General features: G+C 41.7%; 12 protein-coding genes and 1 riboswitch. Of the genes, 5 read left to right on the top strand and 7 right to left on the bottom strand.

Annotated elements, in window-relative coordinates:
* The coding region (locus tag V7K44_RS18010) for a calcium-binding protein (protein WP_334933292.1) at positions 1 to 1221 on the top strand (1221 nt) is incomplete at its 5' end.
* Positions 1222 to 1497: 276 nt separating this feature from the next.
* On the opposite strand, the gene V7K44_RS18005 is transcribed toward V7K44_RS18010, so the two are convergent.
* The 6 genes from V7K44_RS18005 to V7K44_RS17980 all read right to left on the bottom strand — a co-directional run bounded on the left by V7K44_RS18005 (position 1498) and on the right by V7K44_RS17980 (position 12066).
* A complete protein-coding gene (locus tag V7K44_RS18005) occupies positions 1498 to 4137 on the bottom strand; it encodes a carboxypeptidase-like regulatory domain-containing protein (protein WP_334933291.1) in 2640 nt (879 codons plus the stop codon).
* Positions 4138 to 4341: 204 nt separating this feature from the next.
* Positions 4342 to 5169: a P pilus assembly protein, chaperone PapD gene (locus V7K44_RS18000; protein WP_334933290.1), complete on the bottom strand. Its 828-nt coding sequence runs from the start codon at positions 5167 to 5169 to the stop codon at positions 4342 to 4344.
* Between the two features lie 181 nt (positions 5170 to 5350).
* Entirely contained in the window at positions 5351 to 5824 is a 474-nt protein-coding gene (locus tag V7K44_RS17995) for a hypothetical protein (protein WP_334933289.1), read from the bottom strand.
* A gap of 61 nt (positions 5825 to 5885) precedes the next feature.
* Positions 5886 to 6380 carry a hypothetical protein gene (locus V7K44_RS17990; RefSeq protein ID WP_334933288.1) on the bottom strand — a complete coding sequence of 165 codons (495 nt, stop codon included), beginning with the start codon at positions 6378 to 6380 and terminating at the stop codon, positions 5886 to 5888.
* A 215-nt stretch (positions 6381 to 6595) separates the two neighbouring features.
* Positions 6596 to 11077, bottom strand: coding sequence for a translation initiation factor IF-2 N-terminal domain-containing protein (locus V7K44_RS17985; protein ID WP_334933287.1), 4482 nt, complete (start codon positions 11075 to 11077; stop codon positions 6596 to 6598).
* Between the two features lie 71 nt (positions 11078 to 11148).
* Positions 11149 to 12066 carry a histone deacetylase family protein gene (locus V7K44_RS17980; RefSeq protein ID WP_334933286.1) on the bottom strand — a complete coding sequence of 306 codons (918 nt, stop codon included), beginning with the start codon at positions 12064 to 12066 and terminating at the stop codon, positions 11149 to 11151.
* Positions 12067 to 12174: 108 nt separating this feature from the next.
* Between V7K44_RS17980 and V7K44_RS17975 the strand changes: the two genes are divergently transcribed.
* Positions 12175 to 13200, top strand: a complete 1026-nt coding sequence (locus V7K44_RS17975; protein ID WP_334933285.1) for a mechanosensitive ion channel family protein — start codon at positions 12175 to 12177, stop codon at positions 13198 to 13200.
* A 90-nt stretch (positions 13201 to 13290) separates the two neighbouring features.
* On the opposite strand, the gene V7K44_RS17970 is transcribed toward V7K44_RS17975, so the two are convergent.
* Positions 13291 to 14070, bottom strand: a complete 780-nt coding sequence (locus V7K44_RS17970) for an MBL fold metallo-hydrolase (RefSeq protein ID WP_334933284.1) — start codon at positions 14068 to 14070, stop codon at positions 13291 to 13293.
* Positions 14071 to 14316: 246 nt separating this feature from the next.
* A riboswitch (adenosylcobalamin-variant (AdoCbl-variant) riboswitch) is annotated at positions 14317 to 14400 on the top strand.
* Here V7K44_RS17970 and cobG point away from each other — a divergent pair.
* From cobG to V7K44_RS17955, 3 genes are all read left to right on the top strand, one after another.
* A complete protein-coding gene (gene cobG, locus V7K44_RS17965; protein WP_334933295.1) occupies positions 14387 to 16009 on the top strand; it encodes a precorrin-3B synthase in 1623 nt (540 codons plus the stop codon). Its footprint overlaps the riboswitch before it by 14 nt.
* Before the next feature lie 138 nt (positions 16010 to 16147).
* Positions 16148 to 16774 (top strand): precorrin-8X methylmutase, encoded by a 627-nt coding sequence (locus tag V7K44_RS17960; RefSeq protein ID WP_334933283.1) that lies wholly within the window; start codon positions 16148 to 16150, stop codon positions 16772 to 16774.
* Positions 16775 to 16776: 2 nt separating this feature from the next.
* A complete protein-coding gene (locus V7K44_RS17955; protein ID WP_334933282.1) occupies positions 16777 to 17481 on the top strand; it encodes a precorrin-2 C(20)-methyltransferase in 705 nt (234 codons plus the stop codon).
* The last annotated feature ends 28 nt before the right edge of the window (positions 17482 to 17509 follow it).

The following is a 17509-nucleotide window of genomic DNA, read 5'->3' as shown; positions in this document are numbered from 1 at the left end:
GGAGACAACTTCCGCCTAGAACAAGATGCTCAAGGCAGAGCAATCTTCGATCGGCTGAACTTGGTTCCCTTCACTCTGACTGTAGACAGTGCAGAGAGGTTTGAAATCAATGGTGGTGGAGGTGATGACACCCTCGATGTCAACAGCCTGTCAGCAACTTCTGTAAATGCAGTCTGGTTTACAGGTGGGGCTGGAAATGATGTGCTTGATGGTAGTGGTACGGCGACACCGTTAAGAGCCTTGGGTGGTGAGGGTAATGATAGCCTGACAGGTGGTACAGGCAGTGATAACCTCTATGGTGATACTGGTAATGACCTGTTACGAGGTGGTGATGGTATCGACTTTCTATCTGGTGGGGACGGGAACGATACCATACTTGGAAATCGTGGCAATGACACCTTCACTGGTGGAAACGGCAACGATCGCCTGATCTGGAACAATGGTGACGGTAGCGATAGAATTAGCGGTAACACTGGCTTTGACGTGGTTGAGGTTAACGGCGCGGGTGTGGGAGACAACTTCCGCCTAGAACAAGATGCTCAAGGCAGAGCAATCTTCGATCGGCTGAACTTGGTTCCCTTCACTCTGACTGTAGACAGTGCAGAAAGGTTTGAAATCAATGGTGGTGGAGGTGATGACATCCTTGATGTCAACAACCTCTCTGGAACTTCTGTAAATGCAGTCTGGTTCACAGGTGGGGCTGGCAATGACTTCCTGGATGGTAGTGGTACAACAACATCGTTGAGAGCCTTCGGTGGTGAGGGTAATGACATTCTCTATGGTGGTGCTGGCAATGACTTACTCTATGGAGATGCTGGTAATGATACATTACGAGGTGGTAAAGGTAATGACATCTTGACTGGTGGTGCTGGTGGCGATCGCTTTGTATTCAACTCAGGTGTTGGGTACAATAGTGCCGATCTCGGTGTAGATAAAATTACTGACTTCAGCAACTTTAGCGATAAAATTGTCCTCGATAAGACAACTTTTGGCGGACTCAATAATTTGTTCCAAATTAGGATAGTAGCTAATGATGCAGCAGCTGCAACTAGCTCTGGACTCATTACTTACAGTCTTGGAACTGGCAACTTGTTCTTCAACCAAAACTTGACATCACCAGGTTTTGGGACAGGTAGTCTGTTTGCCAACATTGATAACGATAACAATCAATTTACAGCCCCACCATTATTATCAGCGACAAACTTTGAGATAGTTGCGTAAACATCTCTCAAAATCCATAGAAGGCTAAGGTATGTCTGCAAGCTTACAGCTAAATCCAAATTAGCAATCATCAATATTAGACATCTCCGAAAAAGAATCTGAAACCTTTATCTTGTCTTGGTGAAAACCTAATTTCTGGAGATGTCTATTGCTAATTTGGGCTAATTGAATCCTCTTCATACTTCAAGTACGGGGAGGATTGTACAGCAGTTTTCTTTTGCATGAAATATGAGCCTACGGAGGCAGAAGGCAGACACTCTTTATAGATGACACGCTCTAGGGGATTGACGGCTGTTGTAAATTAAGCTCTTGGAATGCTTCAGAAGACTCTTCCAATTTTAAGCTACCAGCAGATTTACCGTTGATTTGTAGAGTATATTTACCTTGTGGCAAGCCTTCTAAATAATAGACTCCAGCACCGTTGGTAACAGAAAAACGCCGAGTCCCCGGATCTGGTTGTATAGCTTCTACCCGTGCGCCTGCGATCGCTTGACCTTGAGCATCCGTAATTACCCCCGCTCGCGTGTAAGAACGAATTAGCGGAATGATCACAGGGGTATAACTGCCAGCAATCACATCAACGGCTAAGGACTCAACCTTAGCCTGCCAATCAGGCGGTAAACCTGCTGGATCGAGGTCGAGGCGATAAACGCCAGGAGACATCCGTACTAAAGTGCGATCGCCTTGAATTTGTGGTAAAAACGACTTCAGAGGTTTATTGTTCAAAGTCAACAATAAATCAGCGTTATCTGTATAAACTTTTTCCCCTCCATCCTGTTTGCCGTTATTGTTACGGTCAAAAAATGGCTTAATTGACAGTCCACCTTGTGTACGGAAATAATTAGAACGGCGATCGCCTGGACTAATACCGCCTTGTAAATTCAGGCTAGAAGCTAAATCTATGCTGAAAGTTGCTTCATCGGAACTCGGCGATACACCTTGATAACGCGCCCGTAATAGCAAACCTGGTAAAATTGTTGTTGATAATGTAGCTAGCAGTCCGCTACCCTGAGAACCAATGCCATAACCTAATTGTGCTTCCCACCGATAGCTACCATCAATTGCCTGTTGTTGTGAACGATAACGCCAACTTACACTTAGCAAGCTGTCGTTACGGTTTTGATTCTGTGTTTCATAATTTAACAGCAGTGAATTGCCACTATTAGAAAAGCTGTTTTTAGAAAAGTTGTAAGTTAGTTCGGACAAACTGCCAATTTCGTTACCGCGTTGCGTTAATTCTAGTCTCCCAAGACGTTGCAATAAATTCCAGCGTAGGCGGTTTTTAGTATCTAAGCTGACACGGGCAAAGGTAAAGGCATCTTTGCCACTCAAGTTAATTTGCATTCCGCCAGATGTTGCATCAGCTGTGTCAGTACTGGCGAATAAAGTGAATTGAGGCAAAACTCGCCAATCTAGATTCAAACGGCTAGACAAGCGATCGCTAATAAATGCAGCACTCAAGGTAGAAGATGGATTATAGCGAATATCTGTATTCACATCCCACTTATTACCCGTCAGTGCTGAAACTGCTACTTGCAAAGGTAACTTTCCCGGACGCCAAAATAATTCTGCTAAGGCTCTAGGCAATTCGTCGTACACTCCACCTAAGCCTACTGTCAGATTTTCTGATAAACCCCAACGCCCAGCAATTCCGCCCCGAAAGTCAGAAAAGTTGCCCAACAGACTTTGATTTCCCACAAAATCCCGTCGTAACCCACCAGAAACGATTAATGCTGAAGCACCAGCTGGCAGTTGTCCTAGTACTGTCGAAAAAGTAGCCTCTTGAATTTCTGGTTGGGCGGTGAGTCGCCCTTGGGGATACAGCAAGATGCGATAATTGTTGCCCAAAAATTGATTTTGGCTTTTAATATTTTCAAAGCGGTAAATGCCAGAAGAATCAACTAAAATTTCGGCAATCACGCGATCGCCAAAACCTTGTACCAACCGCACTAATGTACCTGGTTCAGTCTTACCAGAAATTGTCCGTCCAATAGAATCTGCTTGTAAACGTTGGCGAGGATCGGAAGAACCACCACCAAAGGGTTGAGGTGGTACAAACCCCTGTCGTTGAATGGATGTAAAACCCCAATAGTCTCCTGTTCCTTGAGTCTGCCAAAAAGTTGGCTGGGAACCTACAAAATAATCAGCCGAATTAGTTTGTCGCAAAAACTGCGCTTCGGCAATATTCCAAGTTTGCGGATTTTCTAAATTTGGTTGATCGGTGCGGATGAACCACGAACCACCAAAAGCACTACCAACAGCAAGAAAATCACCTCTATAGTTTGTCGATCTGGTAGCACTACCACTAGCATTTACCTTCTGTTCAATTGCGGCGATACTAAACTTTTGAGGTGCAACGTGTGGTAATCCTTCTAGTTGAATCGGAGTTTCCGTTTCTGCTAGTTTGCCACTAGATTGATCTAGTCCTGGAACATCTAAAACGATGGCGTATTCATTGATATCAAATTTCGCGGTTACGCCAAAGAGAGTTTGTAAATCTTGGATTGTAAAGACTAATCCTAATTCTGGATCGGTGCGAAGTTTTGTTGGGTCGATGCGAGTCACAACACCAGGCGATCGCACTTCTAATTGACCATCAGGTAAAGTGGTAATATTTAATTTTAAGCCTTGAATTACAGCATCGTATGGTAACAGCCAATTTGCAAAATTAATTGCTTCGGAACCATCTTCTTGACCACGCACTAAAACGCTAGGATTAACATTGCGGTTCCCTACATTCAATCCTACGGGAAAAACTTTAAATTCGGAATCCTTAGCTAATTGGGCAGTTGTGGGCGTTTGTAGATTTGAAATCGCAGGTGTATCTGCCTTCGCTGGAGCGATCGTAATTTGACAGATCAGAGCGATCGCAGCTAGCAGAGATTTTCCTCTACTAGTTAATAATCGAAGTTGCACAAATTTTTTAGTTCTCAGTCAAATCTCTTATAAAAATAGAGCCATTGCAATGCGATGTCTCTACAACATATAATTCCCAGGCACCAAGCAAAATTATCGATATTAATGCTGTATTTTACAGCCAGACTAATTCTTACAAATCAGGCTACAGATACCAGATTTAATTTGAATTTATTAATTATGAATTACGAATTATTACACAAGCTATTTTTTCTGTGATCCCGCCGTTTGTGTAGGAATAGTAATATTTAAATTGAAGGGCAACTTACTTTTTTTACTGTCTTCACCCCAAAACAACTCACCACTTAGCTGATATTGACCGGGTTTGAGGGCTGGTTGGTCTTTATTGGGGTAATTTAATAAGAAATTGCGATCGCTATTTGCCACCACAGCATTAGTATCTACCTGACCAGTTTTGATAACAGTTTGCCCTTGGCGCAAAGTCCAATTTAAATTGGGGAGAACAGTTGCTTGACCGTTATTGCGAACTAAAATTTGAATTTGTTTTTGCTCTGGGTTAAAGCTGGCACTATCAATTGCTAATTGTGGAGAAAGATTGCCTTTTCTGACGTAGAATGTCACGCCAATTCGTGCCACCAAAGTAACGTTATTACCAGCAGCATCTTTTGATTCGCTGAGAGTTTCATTAAACACTACCGCACGATATTCCCCATCAGGTAAATTGGGAGCCAAGCGGCTAATGAGGCGCACCCGCCGAACTTCTCCTGGTTTGACAGTCAACTCACGCGGTGAGAATTGCAGATATTTTGTCAGGTCATTGGGACTAGAGGATAAGGTTTGAAACCCTGCATCGCGGCTATATGTGAAAGGTTGAGCATAGATCCGAATCCGAGAAGGGGTCTTACTGGTATTGGAAATTGTAATCATTCCTTGGGCTTGTCCGCGTTCCGCTTTGGCTTCAATCACCAGAGGAGAAACGCTCATTTGTGCTTTAGCAGCACCAGGGGACAAAATTAAGGTGAATAAGCCAGCACTAACAGCAGCTAGAGAGCGCCAATTATGATTGAGCATATTTATAAATATGGCAGGATTGTCAATTTAATTCCTGATTTATAATTCCCAAAAGCAAGGGTATTTTATCTCTGGGTAATCAGAAAAATATCTTGCCGCTTGAAGATTTATTCTCTAGCAACAAGATATTCAGCAACTATTTTTCTCAATCAATCTGAAGGTAAACGGGAAAAATTTTAGACTATGGCACGATAGTCAACGTTGTTACATAGCTGTAGTTTCCAGGAACAAGAGGACTGCCCTTATCTACGATCATGTCTATATTCAAAGGCAAACCGCTACCAGAGGGCAATGACAAAGGATTACTATTCTGAGAATCTGTACTGCCAAAAGGTGAGTTGATTATCCCAAAAGATTGAATGGGTGTAAAACTAGGGCCACCGGTCTGCTGTGGCTTAGATATACTCACTCTGGCACCTTGGTTACAGGTAACAAAAACCTTACCAAATGTTCCTCCAGAAAATCCTGCCGCTAGTGCAGTTGCGTTAGTCGTCTGGTTGAGTACCAATTTACCAGGGATAATTTGATCGAAGTTGCAGGCACTACCGACATTTGCTGTAAAGGGAACATCAGCAGTTTGTGCCATTGTTTTGGGTGCAACAGCAACAGAACCAACAATTATCAAAGCAGCGGTTAATAAAGAACGACGAATCATTTTTAAATCCTTCTCAAATGAATTAGAGTTAAGTCAAACGAAGCATCAACAAGAAAAGCAGTTATGGTGCAATGGTTAAGGTAACAACGTAGGTATAAATTCCTGGCGTAAACCCTACTGGTCGTTCTACTAACAAATTCACCTCTAGATTGGTGTTACCTGCTGGCAAAGTTGCGCTTCCACCACCAACATCACTGCGAACATTGGTCGAACCAAATTTTAAAAAGCCAATGTGCGTTGTCCCAGATGGATCGGCACTAGGACCAGATACAAGCCTGGGGGGAGAAACAGTAACAGTTGCAGAGGTGCTGCTTTGAACACCGATAGTGGCAGGAGTTTGTGATTCAAGATTTGTCGCAATTCCACCAGAATTGCTAGAAATAGTTGGTTCAGCAGTGCCAGGGGCAGGAGAAATAAAGGTAGCTTCCGCTGGAACTGTTCCACTGAACGGAACATCTGCATTTTGAGCTAGCACAGCTCGATCTAGAGCGAATGCCTGCAAGCTTAATGCACTTGCCAGCACCAGGCTAGAGGTTAACGCTAGACGGTAAAGCATAAAGAAGTTAACTAATTACTCAGCGCTGTCTTGTCTCAGTGCTTTTATTAGAATAGCTATCAAATGCTACATTATCGACCGCATAAATACGATATTTCTATCTCTAAGAGCAAATTCCGTTAAGATACTTAGCCCAAGTTACGATTTATGAAATTTAGGTTTTTTGTCGATTCGCGTAATACCTACGGTAGGCTATGCGTAAGCACACCACAGATTTAGCTGAAGAGGCGAGAAACATCAACCAAACCATCATGAAGACTTACAATATTTGAAACTTCTGAATACATACTTCCGACTTTACCTGATTGATGGGTAAATAAATTATGACAACCCACAATTATCAGTAGTTCTTGAGCGCGGGAAAATGCAACATTTACTCGTTCTGGCTTCTTAGCAAATCCCACATCTCCTTTGCTATTGTTGCGAACCATACTGACAATTACAACAGGTCTTTCCATTCCTTGAAATCTATCTACTGTACCAGTACGAATTTCTAGGGAAGGGAAAAGTTCAGATTGCAGACGTTCATCAATTTTTCTTAATTGAGCGCCATAAAATGTAATTACGGCAATTTCTTTTTTGGGTTCACCATTAGCAACTCTAGAAGCCCAAGTATTCTCAAACTGCTGACACAAACGTTCAATCGCATCAATTTCTGGAGTATTAAAGTACGAAGTTCCATTTCGTTGCTCTAAAAACTGATTCTCGATAGGCGTTTTTACCCAGATAAGATGCTGAGATTCTTGGATAATTCTGCCTGCTAAATGATGTGCGCGTTTTGTGTCCGGTTCCAAAATCCCAGATTCTAGTTTACCCTCATAAAACTGATTGATTGCTCCCATAATAAATGGATGCATTCGATATTGTGTAGTTAGCATTTGCTTGATGCTTTCATCAGCAGATTCAAACTGACTTTTAAACAATGATTCTTCTAAGAATTGTAGTTCATCTCTTGTATTACCCATTGTTTGAGCAACTTCTTCTATAGTGCTGGTATCAAGCATGGGTGGTAATTGCCGATGATCGCCTACCATGACTAACTTTTTGCCTTTCAAAGCTGGGATTAGTAACTCTGGTGGAGTACACTTACTAACTTCATCAATGATAACGACATCAAATGATTTGAATTCTTCAGAAAAACCTCTATTTGCAGCTTGAACGCAGGTGATTCCGACGACGTTGGCATTATCTAGATAGATACGCCTTAAATCGTCGCGATCGCCTTCAGTTGGCTCTCTTAATTTTCCTATCCAATCTTGAACAAAATTCTGATATTTATTGAGATAAGTTTCGTCTGTCTGGAGTTGTTGCTGCCAAGATTCAAACTGAGTATTGATATTGCGTAAAAACTCTATACTAAATAAATCGGCTTGGGAATTTTCTGGTTTAAATTTATCAGGTATTGTTTGCCATTCTGTCAACCACCAGCTTCGTTCCTCTCTTAGATTTTCTGATGGCTGTGGTTGTGATTTTTTTTCTACCTCACGTAGATGAATTTGTAATTTCTGAAGTTGCTGTAGAGAAGTTTCAGTTTCTTCTTGTAGCTTTAATAAATGCTCATTTAGAGAATGTTTAATTATCTCCAGTACAGCAAAAGGTTCTAATGATGAGATTAAGGTTTGAAGCTGACTGATAGAAGTTTCCCAGTAATTTACTTGATTTGCAAATTCTTGGGGTTGCTCCCAAATGTTTGATTGTGTTGCAAGATATTTTTCAACTAGAATACGTAATTGATCGGGGATATTTTTTTGATTAAGTTCTTGCAAGTTATTAATAACTCGTGCAAGTTGGGAATTAGCATCTTGCTGTGCTTTTTCTACCTCAGCTTGAGTAATAGATATGTGCTGTTGGCTAACTTCATTTTTCTGAAGTTCATTTAATTCTCGTTGCAGATGCTGAAGCTGTTGTTCAGTTTCCGTTTTGACTTTTAAAACGCATTGACGCGCATTTGCAAGGATAGTATCTAGCAATTCTTCTGTAAGGCGAGTGAGAGTAGAGTCGATATTATTCCATTCCCATGATGCACCATAAGTCCGTTGTATTCTAACTAAGAAAACCTGGGTATTTTCAACTAGTAATTTTCGCTGTTTGGGGTTGAGTAGCTGATAGTTGTTGAACTGTTGATAGGTTTCTTGCCATTGGGTGCGGTCGCTCTTTGATAGCACCATCGGAATCTGGCTAAAGTTTTGTTGTAAAAAATAGCTGAAATTATGCTGTTTCCCCTGTCTATCAGTAAAACCTCCATCTATTTCATAAGCGATCGCTTTTGTCAATAACTCCCATTCGGGTAGATTTATTTTATAAGTTTTTGGTACTATTGGTAGTTTTAATGTATTAGCAAACATCAATAAACCTAGCGGCAAGTCAACTAAATTTTCTGTGAGTGGTAAACCTGATTGATAACATTCTTTTAAAGTTTGATAGAGATGAGAAGGTGCTGTAGATTTCCATTCTTTAACTGCTGAGATAATGTAATCTATTTCCCGTTGGCGATTTTGCCATATCTGGATTGTTTGCTGTATATTTTGCAGTTTGGTAATATATTGCTGATAATCTGGTTGTAACTGATTCAATGAGGCGAAATTTTGTTTGACAACCTCCACTGATGCTGCAACTTCTAAGATGGCTTTACTTACCTCTTGAGCATAAGTCAAAGAAGTTTTAAATCCAGAAATTTCTATTGCTACAGTTTCACGCAACCAAGCGGCTAAACCAAAAGCACCAAGCGCCGGACGCACAAAGCCAAGTTCATCAGTATATTTGATGGTTTGACGAACATTTGCTAAAAACTCTTCTACTAAACTGTTACCTTCTGTATAGGGTTTAAGAAGTGGCAAAAAATCTGTAATTTCAGAAGCTTCCCAGTTGATATTTGGTAAAGTATTTAATATATTTGCTAATTTTGCAATTAGTGATTCAACCTCGTTCTGTTTTTCTACAGTTTCGTTGTAATTTTTTTCTTGATTATGAAAGTTTACCTCTAGTTTTGTCTTATTTTTATTGAATTTAGTTTGTTGCTGATTAAATTCTTCCTCTGCTTGGAAGTAAGCGGTAAATCTTTGTGATGATGCCAGTAATTGACTGAATATTTTGATATTTTCCAGCCGTTGAGTCAGATTATTTTCACAGTCAGTTGCAGTATTTTCTAGCCATCTGCCAATCACTTGGTCTTCTAAAAATGGCTGTCCTTCTTCCCCAACTTTTTCGGCTCTCCCCTTGCGTACAGCCCGAATCACTGGGTTATGAACTAATCGACTAAGGGCGTTATCTACTGCTAAATTTGCTTGAGAAGCAATTAGAGTTCGTCCACCGCGAAGGGCAATTTGATAGCAAATCTCGGCAATTACGGTAGTTTTACCAGTACCTGGCGGACCTTGGATGAGAACAAGATCCTTAGCGGCAAGTACCTTTTCTACTGCTGCTTTCTGACCAGGATTTGCAGAAGATAATAATAAATCTTGTGGTTGAAGTTCAACAGTTGTTTTGATTTGTCTAGCCTGAGAAGCATCGAATAAAAAGTTACCCAAATAGGGATTTTGGGTGTAACCATTATTCAAATCATCTAAAGCTTTTTTCTTACGCTGAATCTGCTGAATATCACCAACTGCCTCAAAACACAAAAATCCTGTATCTGGCAACTTATAACGCTCTGCTGCCATGAATTCAGCTAAGTCACGTTCTAATCTCAGGCTAATAATACAACGGTTGGGGTCAACTTCTTCAACAGTCCCTAATTGACGACCGCTAATCCAATTTTTGCCGACGGGAGCAGTTTCAAAAAGCTTTAAATCTTCGTTTTTTGTGCGTCTTGCTCGTTCCCAGAAGTTTTCTAATTCGAGGGAATTTTGATAAAAGCCGTCAAGGGTGGCTGAGGCTACATCAATTTCAAAACTGATTCGTCTTTTGAAGTTATAGTTATGACTTACGTAACGCACGCAAAACTGACGCGCTTTAGCGATTTTTTCTTCAATCTGCAAAAACGCTTTCCAAGCTTTAAGCTGCTCTTCTGTAGGCACATTTTCGCCACAAACTGGCGCAGCGGCGATGCGTTTTAATGTCGTGGGTGCAATGTCGAGATGATGCTGATGATTAGGTAGCAAACGTAAGCGACAAGGTATAGCATAGCTATCAGCGTGTCCCCGTGAGAACTGTAATAACTGAGCCGATAGTATTTTTAAACCTCCGCGTCCATCTTTTGGTACAGCCGCTCTAAATCCTAATGTTTTTCTGAGCTTTTCAAGTCTTGTAGGTAACTGAAAATCATCGGAGTCTGTTGCTATTGTCAAATCCCAAATTTCTTCTCTTGCTTCTTTCCCTGCACCTTTACGACGTACATAAAATAGAGAAGGCTTTTTACCGACACATTCATACATTAACTCATTGGCGCGATCGCGCCGCTCTCTAAATTCAGGATATGATTTCAGGGCGGTTTCACCTTCAAGATGGCGGATAAAACTATCAATTGCTGAAGCTATAAACGTATAGCCCCAATCTTCAGAGGTTGTTTTAGTAGTTTTCGAGGATTTTGCTGTTAGTTTATTTAGCGCTACACGAATGCGTTCTGCATCAGATTCTAAGATTGCACTAGTATGGCTTTTGACTACAATTTTGAGTTTTTCACAAATTACTAATAGCTTCTTGTTATCCAAATTCAATTCTTTTGCTAGTTCGTATATTCTGAGTTTGCCGTTGTTCATCCAGTACTTCCTTTGCCGACAAAATAGTGTTTTAAACTCTACGATTTGGGATAGTATTGCCCACTAAATGACTATAGTTTGTACTGATGGTAAACTTCACTGGCGGCGCGATGCAGTAGGGAGTGTCGCCAAACAAGAGATTTCATATCATCAGCATAACCGCCGCCAATGACGCAAGCGACAGGATAACCGCTACTCATACAGGTACTTAAAACCTGCATTTCTCGACGAAAAATGCCAGCATCGGTAAGGGCTAATTTGCCCAAGCGATCGCCTATATGAGGATCAACACCAGCATCATAAAATACTAAGTCTGGCTTGACTTTAGACAATAAATCTGATAAGTAACTCGCCAAGGTTTGTAAATAAGCGTCATCTTCCATTCCCACCGGCAAAGGAACATCCAAATCGCTGTTTTGTTTAGTACCGGGGAAATTGACTTCGCAGTGCATGGAGAAAGTAAAAACGCTGTCGTCGTCTTGGAAAATAAAAGCTGTGCCGTCTCCTTGATGGACATCTAAATCTACAATTAGGATTTTTTGGACGAGTCCGAGTTTTTGTAAAACGCGACAGGCGATCGCTAAATCGTTGAAAATACAAAAACCAGACCCATAACTCGGAAAAGCATGATGAGTTCCACCAGCCGTATTACAAGCTAAACCCTGACTTAGTGCCATTTTAGCTGTGAGTATCGTACCACCTACCGCCACACAAGTACGATTCGCTAATGCTGGACTCCAAGGCAAACCAATGCGTCGCTGTGCTTTGGGATCTAGGGTTCCTTCACAATAAGCTTGAACGTAGCTTGGAGTGTGGACTAACTCTATCAATTCTGGCGGCGGACGTTCGGGGGTATGAAATTGTTCTTGATTAGCGACATTATCAGCTAACAACAATTCGTAGAGTTGTCGGAACTTAGACATCGGAAAGCGATGTCCTTCAGGTAGGGGAGCAATGTAATCTGAGTGGTAAATAATTGGCAAGTCCATAAGGAACGAAAATCTCAAGCAGCTAATCCAACAACAAGGTAAAATTTAGCCATAATCACAGCAAAAATGCTGCTCTCCTAAATCTAAAATTCCAAATTTAAAATTGATATGATGGAATGGATTCTACCGATTGTATTTATTCTAGCTGGCTTACTAGCTGGAATAATTGGTGAAAAAGTTATCTTCAAAAAACTGGAAACATTCGTTAATAATAAACGAATTGCCGGGGGCAATATTATATTTCACTCTCTGCACCGCATGACTTTTATTTGGTTTGTCATTGGCGGTTTTTTTTGGGCAATTTTGAGCGCGCCCCTGAGACCTAATATTGCGATCGTACTGCAAAAAGTTTTGACGATCGCATTGCTGTATTCTGTAACGATAGTTTTAGCAAGATTGACTGCTGGTTTTCTTAATTTATATATTCGTAGAGCAGAAGGGGTTCCCACATCACTAATTTCTAACCTTGCTAAGACTACTGTTTTAGTTTTGGGAACATTAATCATTTTGCAAACAGTAGGTGTTCAAATTACACCAATAGTTACTACTTTAGGCATTGGTGGTTTAGCAGTTGGTTTGGCACTTCAAGACACACTAGCAAATTTGTTCTCTGGCTTTTACTTAATTATTTCTAAGCAAGTTAGAACCGGAGACTATGTGAAATTAGATGCTGGACATGAGGGATATGTGATAGATATTTCTTGGCGGAATACGACGATTAAAGAAATTTCAAATAATGTCGTCATTGTTCCCAATTCTAAGTTGTCTTCTGCGATTTTTACAAATTATCATTTACCTGCAAAGGAAATTACTTTAACAATGGATGTTGGTGTCAGTTATGATAGCGATTTAGAACAGGTTGAAAAAGTGACTATAGAAGTCGCCATTGAAGTCATGCAAGAAATTGCACCGGATTTAAAAGAAAGTGAACCATATATCAGATTTCATACTTTTAATGATTTTAGTATAGATTTTACGCTTTATATGCGCGTCAGTGAATACTTCGATCAGCGTATTGGGAAACATCTGTTTGTCAAAAAATTACATAAGCGCTATCAGCAAGCAGGAATTCAAATTCCTTTTCCGATTAGACAAGTGTATATGCAAGATAATTCAGCTATGGAACAAAATTAGCCCTGGCGGCTATAAGTCGCGGCTATACAGACGAAACCCGCCTGCGCGGGTTGAAAACCTCGATTTGTAATCGCTAGGGCTAGGTGCAACTTAAATTGCTAATGCTCGTTTTTCTAATGGTAGTTCAAAGCGATCGCCTGGTTTCGGCTCAAGTACCTGCGTTGAAAGATTGTTCTCTTCTAGCAACGAACGAAATTCTTCACTACTTCCTTTAGTCTGAATAAGTTTCATCAACAATCCCTCAAAGAATATATCCCCACCAGCCGCAGTAGGTAATATTACTTGAGGTTTTAACGACTTTACTACTTCTAATGAACTATTTTTCCCTTTAATAATCGGTCCAAGCAAAGGTAGGGTCATGTCAATAAACGGTGTAATCACTACATCGATAGGTGTAGCTTGCAGAATTGCTGGGGAATGATACCCGTGAGGTTCGTAATATACAGTTAAACCACTCTCAAAATCTTTGAGGAGATAACTATTTTCTACCAGAGTGGGGCCAATGGGTGAGCCGGGGAAAGCCTTGATTTCAACTTGATTATCTAAAGTGAAAGTTTCACCATGAGCCAATACCGTTACCTGGGTGTAACCTAATTGCTGTACAACTTTGGCTGCATTGGGAGAAGCTACAACCTTGATGCTGTGGTCGAGTCGCTTAAGTGTTGGTGGGTGAGTATGGTCTTCTAAACCCTGAGATAAAAGGATCAGATCGATATTATCTGGGATTGGGCGCTCTTGCGATCGCGAACCTTTAAACAGCCAATCTAAATTGCTGAAAATTAATGAACCAACCAGCCAAGGGTCAATTAGTATTCGTTTCCCGCCGATTTCCAACAGCCAAGAGTTGCTGTCTAACCAAGTTAAAAACATAAATTTTGTGAAGATAGCGTCTACCTTCATTATCAATCGTGTCAGCTTTCAGGGTAACTGGAAGTTTTTTAACTTAAAGCAAATGCTCTAGCGTAAAACCAGAGCATTGGACAATTTCAAATGTGACCGTTTTTAAGACAGGCTTGATAAGCTTAGTTAAAATTTCTGGCTATAGTAATGTAAGATGATTATCTGGATGATGTCTGGTTGAAATCTATAACCTAAACAAAATCTAAATTACTGAAGCTGGGAGTTGGGAAACTCCGGTGAAATTCCGGGACTGTGCCGCAGCTGTGATGGGATGACCCAAGTCAGAATGCCAACTCTCAGGATGTCCTCAAGACACACTCACCGTCTACTCCCTGCGTTGCACGGGGAAGGAGTTATAAGTTTGGTTTCTGGATTTGCCACTTGTCCTGGCTTGTTTTATGCTACTCCCGCCGCAGATGGTATATTATCTCGCGTTAGAATACCAGGTGGAATTATTAGTAGTCAGCAGTGCGGTGCGATCGCAGATATAGCAGAACAGCACGGTGGCGGTTATATAGATGTAACTAATCGGGCTAACCTGCAAGTTCGTGAAATCCGCACAGGGATAAATGCTGAGGTTCTGAAGTACCTACAAAATATGGGGTTGGGTTCTGGCAATACTGTTGTAGACCAAATCCGCAATATTATGACCAGTCCAACTGCTGGGATCGATCCCCAAGAATTAATCGACACTCGCCCCTTTGTCGAAGGTTGGGATAATTATATTGCTGCACATCCGGCGCTTTCGGGACTGTCGGCCAAATTTAGCGTTTGCTTTGATGGTGGTGGGATAATTCAGGTGTGCGATCGCTTGAATGATATCTTATTTGCTGCTGTCTTACTTAACGGTAATGTTTACTTTCGTCTCTATCTCAGTGTTGGTGAGAAGGGTCAACCGCCCAGTGATACGGGAATTTTGTTACCACCAGAAGACTGTTTGCCCGTCTTAGCAGCTTTGGCGGATGTCTATCTAGCTTATAGTCATACTACGAGTAAGCGGCGGCTACGTTTGAGAGAGTTATTGAATACTTTGGGTTGTGAAAATTATCTCCAAGAAGTTGAGCAGCGTTTACCTTTTTCTTTTTTGTACAGTGAAATCAGAAAAGACCTAACCCCTCAGCCCCCTTACCTCGCAGGGAAGGGGGAGACATTCTCCCCTCTCCTTGCAGGAGAGGGGTTGGGGGAGCGGTCAGATGCGAAATATCAGCATATTGGCATCCATCCCCAACGTCAGCAAGGCTTATTTTACATTGGTGTCGTCTTGCCCCTTGGCCGATTGGAAAGTAGACAAATGCGGGGTTTAGCAGATTTAGCAGCAAAATACGGCAGTAGAACTCTCAGGTTAACCCCTTGGCAAAATTTACTCCTTACAGATATTCCTCAGCAATGGGTTGTTGATGTCCAAAGTGAAATTGCTTTCTTAGGATTAGATTCCTCTGCAACGAATATCAAGGGTGGATTAGTTGCCTGTTCTGGAAAAAAGGGTTGCGCCGCTTCTGCCACTGACACTAAAAGTCATGCGTTGGCATTGGCAGAGTATCTTAAAACTCGCGTTACTCTCCATTACCCAGTTAATATTCACTTCACTGGCTGCGAAAAATCTTGTGCCCAGCATAGCAAAAGTGATATTACTCTCCTCGGCGTCAGCATTGAGGCTGAAAATACAACTGTGGAAGGCTATCACGTTTATGTTGGTGACAGCAATCAGAAATTCGGACGCGAACTATATCAATATGTAACTTTTGCCGAACTACCTACATTAATAGAGCGGATGCTATATGTATATAAAATTCAACGCTTAAATTCTAATGAGTCCTTTGGGGAATTTGCTAATGGATATCCAATAGCACAATTACAGCAGTTATTTAATAAACACTTAGAAAATGGAACCACAGATAAATACAGATGATTGATTCCTCCCTTTCTCTGACTCTGCGTTCTCTGCGTCTCTGTGGTTAATTAAATTAGGTATTTTTCTATTAAAAAAGAAGTATCTATACTAACTAACAAATCAATCCAAAATTTAAAATCTAAAATCCAAAATTGAATGTCCGACTATATCCGAGATGCCAACGAAATTTACCGTAATTCCTTTGCAATCATCCGGTCAGAAGCGAACTTAGATGTGTTGCCACCAGATGTAGCAAAAGTGGCTGTACGTCTCATTCATGCCTGTGGAATGACGGATATTGTCACTGACTTAGGATATTCACCAACAGCAGTAAAATCCGCAAGGGCAGCACTGGCAGCAGGAGCGCCAATTCTGTGCGATTGCCGAATGGTTGCCGATGGCGTTACCAAACGGCGGTTATCTGCAAACAATCAAGTTATCTGTACCCTCAACGAGCCAGAAGTGCCAGAACTTGCCCAGCGTATGGGTACTACAAGGTCGGCGGCAGCCCTAGAATTATGGCGATCGCACCTGGAAGGATCGGTAATTGCAATTGGCAATGCGCCCACAGCCCTGTTCAGACTCTTAGAAATACTCGATCAAGAAGCGCCCAAACCTGCGATTATCTTGGGTTTTCCAGTGGGGTTTGTCGGTGCAGCGGAATCAAAAGCCGCACTGGCAGCAGATAGCAGAAATGTACCATTTTTAACCTTACACGGTCGGCGCGGTGGAAGTGCGATCGCGGCAGCAGCAGTTAACGCCCTGGCAACGGAGGAAGAATGAATATGCAACCCAAAGGTCGTCTCTATGGAATTGGTGTCGGCCCAGGCGATCCCGAACTATTGACTCTGAAAGCACTGCGGCTATTACGTGCGGCTCCTGTGGTAGCTTATCAATCAGCTACAGATAAACAAAGTATCGCTAGAGCGATCGTGGCGCAATATCTTCCTGGCAATCAAATCGAGGTGCTATTTCACCTCCCCCGCGCTTTGGAACCAGAAAAGGCCAAGTCTATTTATGACAACGAAATTCAACCAATTGCCGACCATTTAGCAGCCGGTCGAGATGTCGTAGTGTTATGCGAGGGCGATCCATTTTTCTATGGTTCCTTTATGTACCTGTTCACGCGGTTATGCGACCAATACGAAACAGAAGTTGTCCCCGGAGTTTCCTCGCTGATGGCTTGTCCGGTAGCCTTGGGTGTACCTTTCACCTACTACACCGATATCCTCACCGTCCTACCTGCACCATTGCCAGCAGAAGAACTGACTACACATCTGCTGATGACCGACGCAGCCGCAATTATGAAACTAGGTCGTCACTTTACCAAAGTACGAGATATCCTGCATAAATTAGGGCTAGCGTCACGAGCAAGATATATTGAGCGGGCATCAACATCACAGCAACGCATCATCCCCCTAGATGAAGTCGATCCAGCCGAGGTACCCTATTTCTCAATGATTGTAATTCCCACCAAGAATCGACTATAGACTGACCTTTTCTTTTTATTTAAGGTAT

It is taken from the genome of Nostoc sp., assembly GCF_036917235.1.
In the GTDB taxonomy this organism is placed as follows: Bacteria; Cyanobacteriota; Cyanobacteriia; order Cyanobacteriales; family Nostocaceae; genus Nostoc.
The sequence above is the reverse complement of the archived record's forward strand: the minus strand, read 5'-3'. Positions and strand labels throughout refer to the sequence as shown.